An 18,161-nucleotide genomic window follows, 5' to 3' on the forward strand; every position below is an offset into this window, starting at 1 on the left:
GTTACACGCTTGGCAACAAGACATTAACAGAGTGCGAATTAGTCCTTGACTATGTTTGATTACATTTTAAGGAACAGCAGCAGCTTACATATCAGCATTGGTTTGAAGGCCTAGCCTTAGATGTAACTCAGATTGATCAAGGTCATGGTTTTATTTCATTTCAAGACATTTGTAAGGTTGCAACACGTGTGCTACAAGACACCCAATGCGAGCATTTGGGCTTAGAGATTGGACGTGACAAAGGGCTGATTTCCATGGGCATGCTAGGTTTTGCCATGATCTCGAGTCAAAATATTGTCGAAGCGCTACAGACAGGACTGCAATACCATCCAATTTCAGGCAGCGTAATGGACTTGGATTATGATTTTTCCTCTAACCATCCCATGTTAGTCATCAAAGAGCGCTACCCTACAGGTCAGTTGTTGCGCTTTTTCTGCGATGAAGCCCTGTCCAGTATTATTAGCTGTTTAGATGTGATGTTGGGGGATCATCAAGATTTGCTCGAAGTACATTTTAGTTTTGCCAAACCTGCGCATTTAGATGCTTATCACGCACATTATCAATGTCCTTTGCATTTTTCATCACACATGAATGCACTGGTATTTCGTCCTGAAATTTTTACCCGTAACATTAAAACCGCAAGTGCTGCCAACTACAGCACCGCTATGCGTGTCTGCCAAATGGCATTGCAAGATATGCAGGCGATTAATCAGCAGCAATATGCACATGTACTAAGTTATCTGATTGAGCAGCATTTACCGCAGCATTTTGATATGACGCAAGCAGCGCAGCATTTTCAAATGAGTGAAAGACATTTGCGCAGACAGCTTTCAGCTGAGGGCTGTAGTTTCCAAAATTTAAGACAACGTGTTTTAGAAAATAAAGCCAAACAACTGCTACAACAATCCCTTTCCATTAGTGAAGTCAGTCAGCAACTGGGCTTTAGTGAATTGCGTGAATTTAGACGTGCCTTTAAACGATGGACAGGACTCAGCCCTTCACTGTATAAAAATCAGATCACACCATAAACACTGATTATTCTTAAAGAAAAACAAAAAGTTAAATTTTACTTCACTCATTATTTAAACCGACTTACAAGCGAACAAAAATAAAAACAACAGGATTTCGACTAAAGCATAACTGCAAAGCTGCCATAAAATCCCTATCTTTTTAAATTGGATAAAATAACGACATATATGGAGAATAACAATGGTCAGCGCATACGATGAATTACCGCGTACACCCGCCAATTTTGTAGCCTTGTCCCCTTTACGTTACTTGGAACGGGCGGCTTATATTTACCCACACCAAAATGCGATTATTCATGGTTCTCGCCAAATCACATGGCGTGAAACATATTTGCGCTGCTGCCAATTTGCCCATCAACTTCAACAATTAGGCATTAGCAAAAACGATACTGTTTCGGTGCTGCTGCCGAATGTTCCGGCCATGCTAGAGGCACATTTTGCCGTACCTATGGCGGGGGCGGTGTTAAATACTTTAAATACCCGCTTAGATGCCAAAACACTGGCATTTATGCTTGATCATGCAGAATCGAAAGTACTTTTGGTTGACCCTGAATTTGCAGCCTTGGCGCAAGAAGCCTTGGCAATGGTCACGCATGAAATTTACGTCATTGATGTCAGCGACGCAGAATACGAACATGCTGCCAATGCAATCAGCATTGGACAAATTGAATACGAAACATGGCTCGCAGCGGGTGATCCGAATTTTGAATGGCATTTACCGCAAGATGAATGGGATGCGATTAGTCTAAATTACACATCAGGCACCACAGGCAACCCAAAAGGCGTGGTTTACCATCATCGTGGTGCATATATTAATGCAGCAAGTAATATTATTGCCTGTGGCATGACACCACGTGCCAAATACTTATGGACACTGCCTTTATTCCACTGTAACGGCTGGTGTTTTGCGTGGACCATGGCCGCTAATGGTGGTACCAATATCTGCTTGCGTAAAGTCGACCCTGAACTGATTTTCAAACTGATTGCAGAACACAAAGTCGATTATTTCTGCGGCGCACCAATTGTCTTATCGATGTTAATTAACACCCCAGAAGAGAAAAAGACCCAGTTTGAGCACCGTGTAGAAGTCATGGTAGCAGGTGCTGCACCACCAGCCGCAATTATTGAAGGCATGCGCAATATTGGCATTAATGTCACTCACGTTTATGGCCTGACTGAAACTTATGGCCCATCTGCACTCTGTGCTTCTCAAGCAGGTTGGAGCGACTTGTCTATTCAGGAACAAGCACAGTTACATTCACGTCAGGGTGTGCCATATCCATTGCAGGATGGCATGAAAGTTCTTGACCCTGAAACTATGCAACCTGTACCCAAAGACGGTAAGACCATGGGCGAAATTATGTTCCGTGGCAATATCGTGATGAAAGGCTATTTGAAAAACCCAGAAGCTACCGCAGAAGCATTTGCAGGTGGTTGGTTCCATACGGGTGATTTAGCCGTATGCCAACCCGACGGCTACGCCAAAATTACTGACCGCTCTAAAGACGTGATCATTTCAGGGGGCGAAAATATTTCGTCACTGGAAGTTGAAGAAGTCCTGTATCAACACCCTGCCGTGCTAACTGCTGCAGTGGTAGCAAAACCTGACCCGCGCTGGCAGGAAGTCCCATGTGCCTTCATTGAACTCAAAGACGGTAAACAGGCCAGCCCTGAAGAAATCATTGCCTATTGCAGCCAGCACTTAGCACGCTTTAAAGTACCAAAAGATGTGGTGATTACTGAAATTCCAAAAACCTCTACAGGCAAATTACAAAAGTTTGTATTGCGTGAGTGGGCCAAAGAGCGTTCAGTCGGTGAGTTTGGTTAAGGCTAAATTTAATCTAAAACTATGAGGATGTACCAACTATTCATCCTCATCATAAATCCAAATAAAAAACGACTCATCTTGGAGTCGTTTTTTGATTGTCAAATGAGTTAATCTACAACCATCTTCTGATTTGCTCTAACTCAACTTAATTTGACTTAACTTTCAGACAAGAGCGCAACCTGTTGTACATAGTTGAATAACTTGAGTTTAGACGCCTCTAATTCCTCTTCAGGTACTTCCTGTTTCATATCACGGTGAATACGCAACAGATGCTGACGCAACGTATGACGTTCTGCAGCTTTGTAGGTTTTACTAAAATCATTGATGACAGGGTCACCATCTTTAATAATACGCTCCACCCAACGCTGTAACTGCGCGGTTTTCTTTGCGCCTTGTTGTGGCGTCAAATACGACAAAATCACCGTTTCATTTTCATTGCGTAGCAGTTTACCAATACGCTGACACTGACGACGGCGTGCTTCATGTGAAGTGATACCTTGCAATTCCAGCAAAGCGTCAATTAAACGCTCTTCTACAGGAAGTTTCTGAATTTGTTTGGTGCTTAACTGCGCCAATTGTTCGCCCAGAGCAGCCATACGCTGTACGGCTTTTTTCTGTTCGGTTTTACTTGCACGCCCTTCTAAAGATTCAAAGTCATCTTCAGTAAAACGTTGCGGTCGACGTGCCACGATTAATCTGCCTCGTAAAATTTTGCTGCAAATAGTGCTTGAATGTCAGATAAAGCTTTTTCTTCATCTGCCCCATCAATCACCAAGCGTAAAGTAGTTCCCTTGCCTGCACCCAGCATGAGCAAGGACATAATATTTTTGGCATCGACCAACTTGTCGCCTTTGCCAATTTGGATTGACGAACGGAATTTGGTGGTCACTTCTATCAGTTTCCCAGATGCCCGTGCATGTAAACCTAGTTTATTAATTACGTCAACAGTTGTGTCAATCATGACCAGTGCTTCATTTCTCGGTGTAAGACTTGTATAGACCATTTTGCCTCAAGTGCTTTTTTTAGTCTATCTACGATATAAACAGAACGATGTTGCCCACCAGTACAGCCAATAGAAATGGTGATGTAGTGACGATGCCCTTCGGCAAAAGCAGGCAACCATTTTTCTAAAAACTGATAAATGTCTTTAAACATTTCATGAGTTTGCGGGCTTTGTTGCAAAAACTCCTGCACGGGTGCATCTAAACCTGAATGTTTTCGCAGCTCTAAATCCCAATGCGGGTTGGGTAAATGCCGTACGTCAAAAACATAGTCGGCATCTAGCGGAATGCCGTGCTTATAACCAAAGGACTGTAAAATCACAATTAAATGATCGCTTTGCCCAAGTTTAGACAGCAATACATGCTTTAGGTCATGCACGCTTTTATCGGTAGTATCTATATGCACAGTCGAGCGAAACTGAATAGGCATCAACAAGGTTTTTTCTTCTTGGATACATTCATTTAAGCTTTTAAATCGACTCGACAATGGATGCGGACGGCGTGATGCACTAAAGCGGGCAATCAGTTCCTGATCCTGCGTGGTCAGATAAATAATATCTACCGATCCATGCTTCTGCAGTTGTTCAAATACCAGATCAAACTCTTGCAAGTCGGCACGGGTACTGCGTACATCCACCCCCAACGCCAACTGCTCTAAATTATTTTCCTGATCCAGTTTGTCTACAATTTCTGGGAGCAATGCCAAGGGTAAATTATCAATACAGTAATAACCTAAATCTTCCAACACCTGTAATGCCGAAGATTTTCCTGAACCCGATTGACCTGTGACGATCAAAATACGTTTCATGGCATGCAACCCTTATATTGCGAACTATGCAGAATGTTTGACCTGCAAATTGTCAATTAAACGTGTATTGCCCAGTTTTGCAGCAACGAATAGCACAACATCTTCACTAAATGCTTCAATTTTTTGCAATTCTGTTGTACGTGCTTCTACATAGTCCACAACAAAGCCCGCAGCTGTCAATGTGGTCTTAATATTCGCTAACACTTGTGACAAGCTTTCGCCTTGCTGTAACGCCTGTTCTGCTGCTTTTAGACTTTGATAAATCGTCGGCGCAATTTGACGCTGTTCTGCACTCAAATAGCCATTACGCGAACTGAGCGCCAAGCCATCTGCTGCGCGTACAATGGGTACACCAATCACTTCAAGCGGAATGTTTAAATCACGCACAAACTGACGAATCACCGCCAATTGTTGATAGTCTTTTTCGCCAAAGAAAGCATAGTTTGGCTGCACCATATTAAACAATTTGGTCACTACGACTGCGACCCCATCAAAATGACCCGGGCGCTGTAAGCCACACAAATCTGCAGTAATATCGCTAACAGAAATATTGGTCAAACGTGGCTTATTGCCATACATTTGCTCCACAGAAGGCGCAAAAATAATGTCACAACCAACATCTGCCAACAGTTGGCTGTCCTGATCTAAAGTCCGTGGATAACTGTCAAAGTCTTCATTTGGACCAAATTGAATTGGATTCACAAAAATACTGACCACCACCAAATCACATATTTTTTTCGCTTCACGCACCAAAGTTAAGTGCCCTTCGTGCAAATTTCCCATGGTTGGCACAAAACCAATGGTTTTACGCGCAGCACGTGCAGGCTGTAAAGATGCTGCTAAGCCTTGAATTGTGGTTTCGGTTTTCATATTACAACTCAACTTGGAAAGTATGTTCACGTGCAGGGAAAGAGCCATCTTGTACTGCGGCATGATAGGCTTTAAATGCATCTAAAATAGCAGTTTCACCCGCTTGTTCTTTCATAAAGTTACGAACAAATTTTGCCATGCGACCAAAGGTAAGCCCTAGCATGTCTTGTACCACCAAGACTTGACCATCGGTTGCTGCACCAGCACCAATGCCAATCACAGGAATTTCAGGGAATAGCTCTGAAATTTCCTGACCTAGCTGTGCAGGTACACATTCCAGCAATAAAATTGCCGCACCTGCATCCACCACCGCTTTACAGTCTGCAATCAGCTTGTCTGCCGCTTCACGGGTACGCGCTTGCAACTTGTAGCCACCAAACACATGCACCGATTGCGGTGTCAAACCCAAATGCACACACACTGGAATACCGTTACGGGTTAATGTTGCAACGGTTTCACTGAGCCATGCACCGCCTTCCATTTTGACCATTTGCGCACCTGCCTGCATGACTTCTTTCGAGCTTTGCAGTGCATCATTTAAGGTGGCATAACTCATAAATGGCAGGTCTGTCAGAATAAAAGCATGCTGATTGCCACGGCGTACCGCAGCGGTGTGATAAGCCATATCGGCCACAGTCACAGGCAAAGTCGAGTCACGTCCCTGAATTGACATGCCCAAAGAATCACCAATTAAAATTGTGTCAATTTCGGCAACTTCCATTGCCTTTGCCATGCTTGCGTCATAGCAAGTCAGGCAGGAGAATTTGCGACCTTCCGCTTTAAATTTTCTTAGGTCACTTAGACTAATCATGAAAATATTCCTCTATGGAAAAGCATTACTCATGCTTAATTTAAAACTTTACAGCCCTGCCCAATCCCCTGCATCCGCAACTGTTAAGTTCGGATGTTCAAGCAATGCCAAATGTTTTAAAGCTTGTCCTTTGACGCTTAAATTAGCATCTAAATCTAACAATGGGATGACGACAAAATCACGCTCTAACACCCCCACATGCGGTACAGTCAAACGTTCATTTTCAATCGTGGCATCGCCATAAATCAATAAATCTAAATCTAGCGTGCGCTCACCCCAATGACGTAACCGCACCCGACCCGACTCCTGTTCAAAACGCTGTAACTCATCCAACAACGCTAGAGGTTCAAGTTCTGTTTCCAAACGCACTACGGCATTTAAATAGTTTGGCTGATCTTGTGGCCCCATGGGTGGACTTTGGTACAGCTTTGAGGTCTGCACAGCACCCAAAGTTGCCAGTTTTTGTACAGCATCGGCTAAAATTTGACGAGAGTCGCCCAAATTACTGCCTAAACCAATATAGGTGATGTTGCTCATTGTGTAGGCCCAAAAATCACTTGGCTTAAATCACGTTGTACACGTTTACGTTTTAAAATTGGATGATCTGCAGCAATACCAGACTCATGAGTGCTTGCAGAACGTTGAGCACGATTTTCTTCATATTGCTTGGCTTTACGCGCACGACGGCTGCGTGGCTCAGGCTCATTCACCAAAGGCTCAATTTGATGATCAATCTGCTGAGCTAACACCTCAACAGGCTCAGGCGCTGCTTTACGGCGGCTCTTAGCACGTGACCGGTTGTATTGAGCAATCGCACGTTCTTTTTCATCGGTGCTCATGAGCTGATAGGCATCCCACCATTGGCCCATGCCTAGGGTTGAGCTATCGCCTGATTTTTCTCGCAATAACAAGAAGTCAAAACCTGCTCGGAAACGCGCATGTCCCGATAATGCTTCGATCTGCTGTGGCTTAGGTTGCAACAAGCGGGTTTGCATTTCCCATACTTCACGAATAAAAGTTTCAGCAAAACGTGGAATGATGGTACGTGTTGCTTGACGTTTCAGCACATCTAAACCTGCCTGTGCACGTGCTTCGGCTGCAACTACACCTTTAGATAAATAAAAGTCACAACGCTCTAAAAATGGTTGCCACAACAGCACTGCATAGAAAAATGCAGGATTAATCGTTTTGCCAATGGCAATACGTTGATCTGTATTTTTTGCAGCACGTTCAATAAACGGATTAATGTCAGGTTTAATATCGGCAAATAACTGACGCCAAATTCCGAAATCAATCAACATTGGTAAAACTTTGTTTAGATGCCCCATCGTAAAGAGCTTTTGCGACTCATCATACAAACGGTGGGGTGAAACATCACGCAATAATTGCGTCATTTCAGGCGTAAAAATTTTTAGAATTTTTGGATCAATATTGAAGTTCAATTTAGCAGCGAAGCGCAAAGTCCGCAGCATACGCACAGGGTCTTCTTCAAAACGTAGGGTTGGATCACCCAATAAACGTAAGTTTTTATGCTTAATATCATCTACGGCATTGCAAAAATCCAGCACTATGCCTTTGCGGGGCTGGTAATACAATGCGTTGATTGAAAAATCACGACGGGCAAAATCTTGCTCGATTGTACCCCAGTTATTGTCGCGAAGAATCATGCCTGCGGCAGAAGTCACAGCTTTTTTGGGTGGCGCACGGAAAGTCGCTACTTCAATCAGTTCACGTCCTGCGTAGACATGCGCCAGCTCAAAACGTCGTCCAATAATTCGGCAACGTCGTCCGAAAACCTCTTTCACTTGTGATGGTGTGGCATTGGTCACGGCATCAAAATCCTTAGGATTCAGCCCCAACATTAAGTCACGAACTCCACCGCCTACAATATAGGCTTCATAGCCTGCTTTAGTTAAAGCATCTAAAACATCTAAAATGGAAGAAGGTAATTGAGCGGTAGATAAACCACATTTTGACGCGCGCAAAGTTTGCAAAAGACGCTGTCTCCTACGTCTGAACGTAAAATATATAAGATGTCGCTAATCATATCTCTATCACAATCAAAGGGCAATTTGATTCACACGCTAATTTTGCAATGTGTAGTGCTAAAATTCTGCTTGCAGCTACAATGCCAGCTTGTGTTTATTCTTGGCAAATAAAGCTGGGCCAATGCCTTTGACTTGCTGTAACTCTTCGATACTTTGAAACTGTCCCTTTTGTTTACGATATTCCACAATCGCTTCAGCCTTTTTCAAGCCAATCCCCGATAATTGTTGCAGTTGCTCTAGCGATGCACTGTTCAAACGGACTTGCTGCACACTAGAACTTACTTTTTGCTTCGGACGTGCTAAATAATATTGTGATGTGGCAGCAGTCGTTTGCTTTGCAGTCAAACGCTGATCTTGCGCTTCTTGCTGCGCTTTCCATTTTAAATAATTTTGGTCGAACTGCTGTGCCGTTGTGGGAAGACTGATTCCACACAGCAACACTGCCCATAATCCAAGTACTGTAAATTTAAAATCAGCCCAACTCAAACTCAATATACGTGGTATATACATACAATGATTAACCTATTTTTTTAATTGTTGTTTTGCTTGCTCCCAAAACCGATCCATTTCTTCTAAACTCATTTCTTCAATCTGCTTTTGTTGTAATTCGGCTTGATCTTCTATGTAAGCAAAGCGTGTTCTAAATTTATGAATTGTGCTCAATAATGCCATTTCACTGGACAGGCCTAGTTTACGACCTACATTGATCAAAGAAAATAAACAGTCACCAAACTCATCCAGTATTTCGTCGGATTGTTGCTGCTGAATCGCCTGCTGTAATTCCTGCAACTCTTCTTCAAGTTTTACATAAGCCTCTTCTACAGTTGGAAAATCAAAGCTTAACTGGGCTGCATGCTGCTGAATTTGCTGTGCCTGCTGTAATGCAGGGGCATGTTTAATTTCGTCTAAACGTGATTTTGCCTTGCCCTGTTTTTCTTGTTGTTTGATGGTTTTCCATAAGGCAGCAACATCTTCTGCGCTGAGCTGCGCAAACTGTTCGGCCTGAAACACATGTGGATGACGACGAATCAGTTTTTCAGTAATAGCTTGCACCACATCCTGAAAGTTAAACGCACCTTGCTCACTATACATTTGTGCCTGAAACACCACTTGCAGCAAAAGGTCTCCTAGTTCATCTCGAATTTCATCCACATTACCTGAACGTACTGCGGCTTCGACTTCATAGGCCTCTTCAATTGCATATTTGGTCAAACTTTCAGGGGTCTGCTTTTGATCCCACGGACATTGTTGACGAAGTTGTTGCATGACTGAAAGCAATTGCTGCATGAGATATTCCTTATTTCATTTTTTTGCACAAACCTGAATATTTTTTGCTATGCTCAAAACCGCAAGGACGATATGTACAACAAAAATAACATCAGGGAGCAAGTTCAAATGCACAGTATCTTGATTAGTGGTGCTGCACAAGGCATCGGTGCGGCAATTGCCCGTTTGTTTTACCAGCAAGGTTACCGTGTTGGTATTTATGACATTCATCTCACCCAAGCCCAACAACTGGCCAATCAACTGGGTGAACGTGCGCATGCAGGCTTATTGGATGTAGCGGACTATACCAGCTGGCAAGCTGCTTTGTCAGATTTTTGCCAATGGGCGGGTGAACTCAATATTTTAGTCAACAATGCTGGAATTTTATATTCAGGTGCTTTTGAAGATACACCTATAGAAGCTCATCACCGTACCATGGCAGTCAATGTCAATGGCGTGTTGAATGGCTGTCACGCCGCTTTGCCTTATTTGAAACAGGCTAGTTTTGCTCGGGTGATTAATCTGTCTTCCGCCTCTGCAATTTATGGACAAGCTGATTTAATCTCTTACTCTGCTTCTAAATTTGCTGTGCGTGGCATCACTGAAGGATTAGATATAGAATGGGATAAATTTGGTATTCGTGTGTTAGATGTAATGCCACTTTTTGTGCAAACAGCCATGGTTAAAGATATGAATGCTGGCACCATTCAAAATATGGGGGTACATCTCTCAGCAGAAGATGTAGCGCAAGTGGTTTATCAGCAAGCAACGGCCAAAGACTCTATTCTGACCAACACCCACCGTGCGGTAGGTTTAAAAGCCAAAACCTTAATGCAATTGTCTGGCATCAGCCCGCAATGGTTAAATCGTTGGTCGAATCGATTATTGGCAAAGCGCGCATAAGGTAATGCTACCCCAATATGCCGCACACAATAAAAAGCCCGAATTTAAAATTCGGGCTTTTTTTGCATCTTGAAAAATGACAGCTTACCCACGCTTAAACTTTTTCTCAGCTTTCTTGAACTTCTGTACATAGCGGCGGCGACGTGCTGCAGTACGTTCATCCACCTGTGACTTACGTCCTTCAAATGGGTTTTCAGAAGTTTTAAATTCAATTTTTACCGGTGTACCTTCAAGTTTATACACTTTACGGAACACATTTTCTAAATAGCGACGGTAATCCGCAGGGGTTTTATCTACCTTGTTGCCGTGAATGACAATTGTAGGTGGGTTTTGTCCGCCCATATGCGCATAGCGCATTTTGATGGCACGCCCCTGTACTTTTGGTGGATGGTGCGCATCAGTCGCATCATTCAAAATTTGTGTCAGTTTAGCAGGTGAAACTTTCAAATGTGATGATTCATAAGCACGGTGTATAGATGGGTATAGATCGCCCACACCTGTACCATGTAATGCAGAAATCAGGTGAATTTTTGCCCATGGAATAAAGTCAAAACGACGTTCTACATCTAGCTTACATTGCTTGCGATCATACTCAGACATATTGTCCCATTTGTTAATCGCAACCACCATGGCACGCCCTGCTTCGAGTGCATAACCAATCAAGTGTAAGTCTTGCTCTACAATACCATCACGTGCATCAACCACCACTACCACAACGTGAGCATCTTTCATGGCTTGTAAGGTTTTCACAATTGAGAATTTCTCAATCATTTCATCCACCTTACCTTTACGACGCACACCCGCAGTATCAATTAAGGTGTATTTACGCCCATTACGCTCAAATGGAATATAAACCGAGTCACGTGTTGTTCCAGGTTGGTCAAATGCAACTACGCGCTCTTCACCCAATAAACGGTTGACCAACGTAGATTTCCCCACGTTTGGACGTCCAATAATGGCTAAACGCAAACCTGTGTCTTGGTCATGTGCATCTGGGTTTTCGTCTTCAGGAATATCAGCCAGAACATCTTCCAGCATTTGCTGTACGCCACGTCCGTGACTAGCAGCCACTTGTAATGGTTCGCCCATACCTAGCTTGAAGAATTCCACCAAGGCTGCTTCGGCATGTACGCCATCGACCTTGTTGGCCACCAAGAATACTTTTTTGCCTAAAGTACGCAATTCACGTGCAATTTGCTCATCCGATGCGAGTAAACCTGCGCGTGCATCCACCACAAAAATAATGATGTCCGCTTCGTGGATTGCAGTTTTTGACTGCTCTGCCATATAAGAGTCAATACCGCCTTCGGTTTCGCCAATACCACCTGTGTCCACAACAATAAAGGACTTGTTTTGGTAAGTAGCATCACCATATTTTCGGTCACGTGTCAGACCAGCAAAGTCGGCAACAAGCGCATCACGGCTCTTGGTAATCTGGTTAAACAGCGTTGATTTTCCGACGTTCGGACGACCAATGAGCGCAATTACGGGTTTCATAGATTAACCTTTATACAAGATCAGCCAACTTAAATGGCCTGAACATCAGAAACTGTGGAGAAAGTAGATCAAATATCTAAATAAAAACACGGGGTATTGAACATTCAATTACCCCGCGTAAAAATACGGACGACTATTTTAGCATAAAAGTCAGAATAAAATTAACGGTTCTGCCAAACGCTGAAAGCACCCTTTTGCGTTGCTACATAGAGCTGATTGTCAATGACACGCAATGTGCGTACTTCACCGCTGGTTTTTGAGCGTCCAACCAACTGACCTGAACTTGGGTCAAGCAAATGCAATACACCGTCTAAATCGCCTACCACCAAATACTGACCTAACAACACAGGATTAGACAAACGACGATTCAGTAAACTGTCATTTTCCCAAAGTTGTTGCCCAGACGTGATTTCATAGGCAGCAATTTTACCGTCATCACTACTGACAAACACACCATTACCCGCTACTTCTGGGCGTTTGGTGCTGCTCATGTCTTCGCTCCAGATCACCTGTTGCGATGCCAAGTCCAATACAGTGACCTGACCTTGATAGCTTGTGGTCACCAAGAATTGGCCGGCAACTACAGGGTCACCATCAATATCATTTAAGCGTTGAATGTCTGAACGACCTTCACTGATTGCGACACGACGTTGCATGCGTGGTACGCCTGTCACAATATCTAAGGCATAAACATAGGCATTTGCCGAAGCAATTAAGACTGTACGCGGGTCTAAAGCAACAGGTGCAGCCATACCACGTAAGCTAAACTGTACGTTTGGCAAGTTATAGGTCCATACCAATTGACCCGTTTCTACGTTGTGCGCATACACCGTGCCATCATTGCTGACCGTGACCACACGACCAGACTGAATCAATGAAGGTGCAAGAATTGCACCTGTTAATTGTGCCACCCACTTTTGTTCGCCTGTTTGCTGATCTAGGGCGAACAATTGTCCTTTGCTGTTGCCTGCAACCACTATTCCTTCTGCAGCTTTTACGCCAGCACTAAGACCTTGCTTAGAAACTTGCTTTTGCCAAAGGCGCTGTTTGCCTTGATAGGCGGCCATTTCACCTTTAGGATCAACCGTAAAAATTACACCATTTGCAGCATCGAGCTGTAAACGCAGTGGATCTGCTGCCGTTGTAGAAGATACATTTTGCGAAAATACAGGCACTAAACTCTGTGCTTGTTCAAGTTTTGGGAGTGGATTTGGCTTAACTTCTGCAACTTTAATTTTATTTGTAGAACATCCCACCAAAGCGAGGGTTAAAACTGTCAGTGCAAACGGTATTTTATACTTTCTATTCATTGGCTCTCATCCACTTGTGTTTCTAATACTGGGCGTTCAATTTCAGGATCATCCACCAAAATGCCTACACTTTCGAGTTTTATTTGTAAAATTTGACGCTCTTGTTTACGTTCTACCAAAGTATCCCATGCACTTTGATACGCTTTTTTAGCATTTTCACGGTCATTTTTGGCAACATAGACATCACCACGTGCTTCGTCTGCTGTAGCTTTAAATGCAGGATCGGTCACGCCTGCCAAACTTTGAATGGCTTCGTCATATTTCTTTTGAGCCAGCTGTGCATACGCCAAACGTAACTTGACCAGTTGCACCAAGCCCTGATCTTTCACTTTTGAGTTTTCAACTTTCTTTAAAGCTTTTTCAGCCGCAGCAAAGTCTTGCTGATCATAAGCCAATTTTGCCATTAAAAACTGAGTTTGAATGGCCTGCGCAGAGTCTGGCGCTTCTTTCACAATTTTATCGGCAGTTGCAGACAATTGACTAAAAGCATCAGGATTCGCTTCTGTGTTACGTGCATCATCCATCAGTTGCTGCACTTTGGCAGTATTCATTTGATGCTCAGCCAAGTTTTTTTTCTGCCAATATTGCCATCCGAAAAAGGCAATCAACGCAATTAAAATCCCGCTAATAATGGCCGAGCCATATTTTTTCGCAAACGATTTTAAACTATCAAGTTGTTCGTCATCACTCAATGCGCTCATTGGATTACCCTTTTCCTTATGTTATTTGGCTTATTGTGAAGAAAATTTTTCAATGATGAAAGGCACAATTTCAGCAACAGCGACTGCAGTTTGCTCGGCAGTTGCCAAAGTTTTGACTGCCAATTGCTGTGCTTCCGCTTCGCGCTCACCATAAATCAATGCGTAGATTGCACCTGATTGATCGGCTTTTTTCATTTGGCTTTTCATTGAACCTTGTGAACCGACTTTCAGGCGAATTTGGCTGCCTGCCTGTTCCAACTGGTCACGAATTTGCTCAGCCAAAACCAAAGCCTTGCCTTGCGTATTTGGGTCTGCCAACAAGAACACTTCACAATCACGTACTGGTGTATTGTCTTCGACTTGCTCAAGTAGCAACAACAAACGCTCAATACCCATGGCAAATCCCACGGCAGGTACAGACTGATCTGCTTTGCCTTTCAATTGCCCAACCAGACCATCATAACGTCCACCTGCACAGACTGTGCCTTGTGAACCTAAATGCGTAGTTGTCCATTCAAATACTGTTTTGTTGTAATAATCTAGACCACGTACCAATTTTTGATTAATTACAAAATCAATGCCTGCATCTGTTAAATATTGCTGTAACTGGGCAAAGTGATTTAGGGTGTCTTCACCCATAAAATCATGTAATTTCGGTGCATTTTCTAAGATGCTTTGTGTTTTAGCATCTTTAGAGTCCAAAATACGCAGTGGATTGGTACTTAAACGACGCTGAGAATCTTCATCTAAATCGGCCTTGTGAGCTTCTAAAAACTCAACCAAAGCAGCACGATACGCAGCACGCTCATCCGACTCACCCAAAGTATTCAACTCTAAGCGAACTTTATCGGCAACGCCCATGCGTTTCCATAAACGCGCAGTCATTAAAATAAGTTCGGCATCCATGTCTGGCGTTGCAACACCAAAAGTTTCGACACCAAATTGATGGAATTGGCGGTAACGGCCTTTTTGCGGCTTTTCATAGCGGAACATCGGGCCGATATACCACACACGCGGGGTCGCGCCACGCAGTAAATTGTGCTCTAACATGGCACGTACACAGCCCGCAGTACCTTCAGGGCGTAAAGTCAAAGACTCTGGCGGATTGCCTTTGTCCAAGAAAGTGTACATTTCTTTTTCAACGATATCGGTCGCATCACCAATTGAACGCTTAAACAAATTGGTTTGCTCGACCATTGGCAAACGAATTTGTTGATAACCATAAGCATCCATTAGTGATGCTAAATGTTGCTCTAGACGTCTCCACGCAGGAGTTTGCGTAGGCAGAATGTCATTAAAACCTTTGATTGCAACAATTGAACTCATGTCTTACTCAGAAAAATTTGTACGAATAATCTCTTTAGATTTAGCTTCTTCAAGCTCTGTCACACGTTGACGAACCATGCTTTCGATTTCATCAACAAGTTGGTTGGTATCAATTAAATGGCTTTTTTCACCATTTCGATATACCAACGAACGTGGACTTGCACCCACGACACCAATATCCGCCTCTTTGGCTTCACCTGGGCCATTCACTTTACATCCAATAACCGATACATCCATAGGCGTGCGGATATCTTCCAAACGCTCTTCCAAAGCCTGCATCACAGAAATCACATTAAATTCCTGACGTGAACAGCTTGGGCAAGCAATGAAGTTAATGCCGTTTGAGCGTAAGCTTAAAGATTTAAGAATATCAAAACCAATTTTGACTTCATCTTCAGGTTCTGCCGCAAGCGAAATACGCATGGTATCGCCAATGCCTTCCATGAGCAGACCACCCAAAGCAATTGCTGACTTAACCGTACCTGTACGGTAAATGCCTGCTTCAGTTACGCCTAAATGTAATGGATTATCAATTTGTTGTGACAACAGGCGGTAAGCATCCATGGTTAAAAACACATTAGAGGCTTTGACTGAAACTTTAAATTCATGAAAGTCTAAGCGATCTAAAATATCAATATGACGCATGGCAGATTCTAGCAATGCAGCCCCTGTTGGCTCACCATATTTTTTCTGAATGTCTTTTTCTAGCGATCCTGCATTTACACCAATACGCATGGAAATATCGTGATGTTTTGCAGCAGCCACCACTTCACGAATTTTAGCTTCTGAGCCAATATTCCCTGGGTTAATACGCAAGCAATCTGCGCCAGCATCGGCAACGGCCAAAGCAATTTTATAGTCAAAGTGAATGTCTGCAACTAAGGGTACAGACACTTGCTTACGAATTTCACCAAATGCAGCTGCGGCTTCCATTGTTGGCACAGAAACACGCATGATGTCTACACCCGCATCCACACAACGCTGGATTTGCGCCACAGTCGCAGCTACATCACAGGTTTCTGTATTGGTCATACTCTGAATACTAATGGGTGCATCACCACCGACATAAACAGAACCCACACGAATTTTACGGGTCGGACGGCGTTGAATTGGATTCACAATCATGATATCGCTCTACCTTGCTGCATTATCGAGACAAACGGAATTCGGCTTTTCCGTTTACAGTATATGGCGATAATGAAATCGACTCATTGTTCAAACTTAATGACACAGCAGTGGCATCATCTAAACGAATTTGGAATGGGGCTTCACCTTGTAAATTTAAAGTTGATGCCTGACGTCCTGTTGCCAATACATTGCCTGCAGAGTCGACAATATGCACTGAAGTTGGACGTGCGAATTGCAAATTCAATTGATCACCTGAAGCAAGTGAGGTTGTGCCAACCGTTGCATTGTCTGAAATGATTTGCACATCAGATTGCAGCACTGCAATTTCAGGTTCAGCAGTGTCTTGACTAGAAGACATCCAGTTCTGAATCAATGCCACCAAAGCCCACAGTAGCAACAAGACAGCAATCGCAATGGCGATACGGGTCAGCCACTTCTTATTACGATCACGGTTGGAACCAGGCAGCTTCCCCATAATTTTGATGGGTGAATTGTTCAAGGCATGGTTGGGCAACAGACCTGTATCGTTGGCATAAATTTCATCAAAACGCTGAATAATCGCAGAAGCATCGACCTGCAAATATTTGGCATAGGTACGATAATAACCTTTAATAAAGGTCGCTTCTGGCAAGGCGGTATATTCATCCTGCTCAAGTGCAGTCAGTGTTTTCAATGGAATTTTCAAATCTTTTGAAACATCAGCCAGATCGCGTTTTTGATTCACACGAATTTGACGAAGGTACTCACCTGGACGTTGAACATTTCCTAATGCATGGGGTACCTGATTGCTCCCCTGTGATGGTTGCGGTGAATTAGGATTTACTTCCATACGGCCTCAGTACTGTACTGTAATTGCAAATAACGTTGGTATTCTTGGCTATTGGGAAATAATGCACGCAGCTGGTTCACTAAAACCTGAGTTCCCAATTGATCGCCATTGGCACGTGCTAAACGAATCCCAATCCATAAGGCACGCGCACCCTGATTTTTTTGCCCGACCGCACGTACAAACTGTTCATACAATTGTCGAGCGGGTGCAAATTGTTGTCTTAAATATAAAATTTCAGACAACTCTAACATTGAAACATAAGAATCGCGGTTGGCTTGCAAGGCTTGTTTGAATGATTTTTCGGCATTCGCGACATCACCCAACTTTAAATAAATACGCCCTACGTTTTCTAATGCTCTAAAACGCTGATCATAACCCAGTGTTGCACCAGCAATACTGAGCTGTTCAATCGCCTCATTATAACGTTCTACTTGATATAAATACGTACCATAGTTGTTACGCGCTTGTGCATTTTGAGGGTCAGCAGCAATGGCACGCTTGAAATAGGCATCGGCTTTTTCTAGATTCAGCTTGCTACCTTCTTGCTGCAACAACACTCCCATCATCATATTGGCAGATGAATCGCGTGAATCGCTTTCCAAAGCTTGATCCAACGCACGCTTAGCAGAATCTAAGTCGCCATTTTTTAAATATTCTGCGGCAAGTTGAGTGCGTACTTGTACTGCTTTTTCTGGGTCTTTTTGTCCGAGCGTTGGCGCTGTGGTTTGACAAGCTGCAGCAAAAATTGCCGAAATACAAACGGTTGTAATTTGTGCGAATTTAAATACAGGCTTATTCAATGGACAT

General features: G+C 43.3%; 19 protein-coding genes and 1 pseudogene. 4 read left to right on the plus strand and 16 right to left on the minus strand.

Going from position 1 to position 18,161, the window contains the following annotated elements:
- Window positions 1–104 precede the first annotated feature (104 nt).
- The 3 genes and pseudogenes from HHA43_RS13225 to HHA43_RS08765 form a co-directional block, all read left to right on the plus strand.
- Window positions 105–614, plus strand: a pseudogene (locus HHA43_RS13225) (AraC family transcriptional regulator); the annotation flags it as partial.
- Window positions 615–773: 159 nt separating this feature from the next.
- A complete protein-coding gene (locus HHA43_RS13230; RefSeq protein ID WP_266096373.1) occupies window positions 774–1,028 on the plus strand; it encodes a helix-turn-helix transcriptional regulator in 255 nt (84 codons plus the stop codon).
- A gap of 181 nt (window positions 1,029–1,209) precedes the next feature.
- On the plus strand, window positions 1,210–2,856 hold the full coding sequence (locus HHA43_RS08765; RefSeq protein WP_168542404.1) for an acyl-CoA synthetase: 1,647 nt from the start codon (window positions 1,210–1,212) through the stop codon (window positions 2,854–2,856).
- A 155-nt stretch (window positions 2,857–3,011) separates the two neighbouring features.
- Here the strand turns inward: HHA43_RS08765 and yjgA are convergent, their stop codons facing one another.
- The 9 genes from yjgA to mazG form a co-directional block, all read right to left on the minus strand.
- A complete protein-coding gene (yjgA, locus tag HHA43_RS08770) occupies window positions 3,012–3,545 on the minus strand; it encodes a ribosome biogenesis factor YjgA (RefSeq protein WP_168418445.1) in 534 nt (177 codons plus the stop codon).
- Window positions 3,546–3,547: 2 nt separating this feature from the next.
- Window positions 3,548–3,817 (minus strand): HPr family phosphocarrier protein, encoded by a 270-nt coding sequence (locus HHA43_RS08775; RefSeq protein ID WP_026438354.1) that lies wholly within the window; start codon window positions 3,815–3,817, stop codon window positions 3,548–3,550.
- Window positions 3,814–4,665, minus strand: a complete 852-nt coding sequence (gene rapZ, locus HHA43_RS08780) for an RNase adapter RapZ (RefSeq protein WP_168418444.1) — start codon at window positions 4,663–4,665, stop codon at window positions 3,814–3,816. The genes HHA43_RS08775 and rapZ overlap by 4 nt, the downstream gene beginning before the upstream one ends.
- Window positions 4,666–4,689: 24 nt before the next feature.
- Window positions 4,690–5,535: a pantoate--beta-alanine ligase gene (gene panC / locus HHA43_RS08785; RefSeq protein WP_168461627.1), complete on the minus strand. Its 846-nt coding sequence runs from the start codon at window positions 5,533–5,535 to the stop codon at window positions 4,690–4,692.
- Between the two features lies 1 nt (window position 5,536).
- Window positions 5,537–6,346, minus strand: a complete 810-nt coding sequence (gene panB / locus HHA43_RS08790; protein ID WP_168418442.1) for a 3-methyl-2-oxobutanoate hydroxymethyltransferase — start codon at window positions 6,344–6,346, stop codon at window positions 5,537–5,539.
- A gap of 48 nt (window positions 6,347–6,394) precedes the next feature.
- Entirely contained in the window at window positions 6,395–6,883 is a 489-nt protein-coding gene (gene folK, locus HHA43_RS08795; protein WP_168461625.1) for a 2-amino-4-hydroxy-6-hydroxymethyldihydropteridine diphosphokinase, read from the minus strand.
- Complete coding sequence (gene pcnB / locus HHA43_RS08800; protein ID WP_168461623.1) at window positions 6,880–8,340, minus strand: polynucleotide adenylyltransferase PcnB; 1,461 nt, start codon at window positions 8,338–8,340, stop codon at window positions 6,880–6,882. Before pcnB ends, folK begins: the two co-directional genes overlap by 4 nt.
- A 129-nt stretch (window positions 8,341–8,469) precedes the next feature.
- Window positions 8,470–8,904 (minus strand): ComEA family DNA-binding protein, encoded by a 435-nt coding sequence (locus HHA43_RS08805; protein ID WP_168542405.1) that lies wholly within the window; start codon window positions 8,902–8,904, stop codon window positions 8,470–8,472.
- A 12-nt stretch (window positions 8,905–8,916) separates the two neighbouring features.
- Entirely contained in the window at window positions 8,917–9,681 is a 765-nt protein-coding gene (gene mazG / locus HHA43_RS08810) for a nucleoside triphosphate pyrophosphohydrolase (RefSeq protein WP_168542406.1), read from the minus strand.
- Window positions 9,682–9,789: 108 nt separating this feature from the next.
- On the opposite strand from mazG, the gene HHA43_RS08815 reads away from it, so the two are divergent.
- Window positions 9,790–10,563, plus strand: a complete 774-nt coding sequence (locus HHA43_RS08815; RefSeq protein ID WP_168418437.1) for an SDR family oxidoreductase — start codon at window positions 9,790–9,792, stop codon at window positions 10,561–10,563.
- Between the two features lie 84 nt (window positions 10,564–10,647).
- Here HHA43_RS08815 and der read toward each other — a convergent pair whose 3' ends face one another.
- The 7 genes from der to pilW form a co-directional block, all read right to left on the minus strand.
- Entirely contained in the window at window positions 10,648–12,060 is a 1,413-nt protein-coding gene (gene der / locus HHA43_RS08820; RefSeq protein WP_168418436.1) for a ribosome biogenesis GTPase Der, read from the minus strand.
- A gap of 161 nt (window positions 12,061–12,221) precedes the next feature.
- Window positions 12,222–13,370 (minus strand): outer membrane protein assembly factor BamB, encoded by a 1,149-nt coding sequence (gene bamB / locus HHA43_RS08825; protein WP_168418435.1) that lies wholly within the window; start codon window positions 13,368–13,370, stop codon window positions 12,222–12,224.
- On the minus strand, window positions 13,367–14,071 hold the full coding sequence (locus HHA43_RS08830; RefSeq protein WP_168542407.1) for a YfgM family protein: 705 nt from the start codon (window positions 14,069–14,071) through the stop codon (window positions 13,367–13,369). Before HHA43_RS08830 ends, bamB begins: the two co-directional genes overlap by 4 nt.
- Window positions 14,072–14,101: 30 nt before the next feature.
- Entirely contained in the window at window positions 14,102–15,397 is a 1,296-nt protein-coding gene (gene hisS, locus HHA43_RS08835; protein WP_104852470.1) for a histidine--tRNA ligase, read from the minus strand.
- 3 nt (window positions 15,398–15,400) lie between these two features.
- A complete protein-coding gene (ispG, locus tag HHA43_RS08840) occupies window positions 15,401–16,522 on the minus strand; it encodes a flavodoxin-dependent (E)-4-hydroxy-3-methylbut-2-enyl-diphosphate synthase (RefSeq protein WP_104852471.1) in 1,122 nt (373 codons plus the stop codon).
- Window positions 16,523–16,544: 22 nt separating this feature from the next.
- Window positions 16,545–17,354, minus strand: coding sequence for a helix-turn-helix domain-containing protein (locus tag HHA43_RS08845; RefSeq protein WP_168461615.1), 810 nt, complete (start codon window positions 17,352–17,354; stop codon window positions 16,545–16,547).
- Window positions 17,345–18,154: a type IV pilus biogenesis/stability protein PilW gene (gene pilW, locus HHA43_RS08850; RefSeq protein ID WP_019836295.1), complete on the minus strand. Its 810-nt coding sequence runs from the start codon at window positions 18,152–18,154 to the stop codon at window positions 17,345–17,347. Before pilW ends, HHA43_RS08845 begins: the two co-directional genes overlap by 10 nt.
- Between the last annotated feature and the right edge of the window lie 7 nt (window positions 18,155–18,161).

It is taken from the genome of Acinetobacter sp. A2 (assembly GCF_012371325.1).
Taxonomy (GTDB): domain Bacteria; phylum Pseudomonadota; class Gammaproteobacteria; order Pseudomonadales; family Moraxellaceae; genus Acinetobacter.

Coding starts and splice junctions, on each gene's coding strand:
- HHA43_RS13230 (WP_266096373.1), top strand. CDS start 774: ATGACGCAAGCAGCGCAGCATTTTCAAATGAGTGAAAGACATTTGCGC.
- HHA43_RS08765 (WP_168542404.1), top strand. CDS start 1,210: ATGGTCAGCGCATACGATGAATTACCGCGTACACCCGCCAATTTTGTA.
- HHA43_RS08775 (WP_026438354.1), bottom strand. CDS start 3,817: ATGATTGACACAACTGTTGACGTAATTAATAAACTAGGTTTACATGCA.
- rapZ (WP_168418444.1), bottom strand. CDS start 4,665: ATGAAACGTATTTTGATCGTCACAGGTCAATCGGGTTCAGGAAAATCT.
- panC (WP_168461627.1), bottom strand. CDS start 5,535: ATGAAAACCGAAACCACAATTCAAGGCTTAGCAGCATCTTTACAGCCT.
- panB (WP_168418442.1), bottom strand. CDS start 6,346: ATGATTAGTCTAAGTGACCTAAGAAAATTTAAAGCGGAAGGTCGCAAA.
- folK (WP_168461625.1), bottom strand. CDS start 6,883: ATGAGCAACATCACCTATATTGGTTTAGGCAGTAATTTGGGCGACTCT.
- HHA43_RS08805 (WP_168542405.1), bottom strand. CDS start 8,904: ATGTATATACCACGTATATTGAGTTTGAGTTGGGCTGATTTTAAATTT.
- mazG (WP_168542406.1), bottom strand. CDS start 9,681: ATGCAGCAATTGCTTTCAGTCATGCAACAACTTCGTCAACAATGTCCG.
- HHA43_RS08815 (WP_168418437.1), top strand. CDS start 9,790: ATGCACAGTATCTTGATTAGTGGTGCTGCACAAGGCATCGGTGCGGCA.
- der (WP_168418436.1), bottom strand. CDS start 12,060: ATGAAACCCGTAATTGCGCTCATTGGTCGTCCGAACGTCGGAAAATCA.
- bamB (WP_168418435.1), bottom strand. CDS start 13,370: ATGAATAGAAAGTATAAAATACCGTTTGCACTGACAGTTTTAACCCTC.
- HHA43_RS08830 (WP_168542407.1), bottom strand. CDS start 14,071: ATGAGCGCATTGAGTGATGACGAACAACTTGATAGTTTAAAATCGTTT.
- hisS (WP_104852470.1), bottom strand. CDS start 15,397: ATGAGTTCAATTGTTGCAATCAAAGGTTTTAATGACATTCTGCCTACG.
- ispG (WP_104852471.1), bottom strand. CDS start 16,522: ATGATTGTGAATCCAATTCAACGCCGTCCGACCCGTAAAATTCGTGTG.
- HHA43_RS08845 (WP_168461615.1), bottom strand. CDS start 17,354: ATGGAAGTAAATCCTAATTCACCGCAACCATCACAGGGGAGCAATCAG.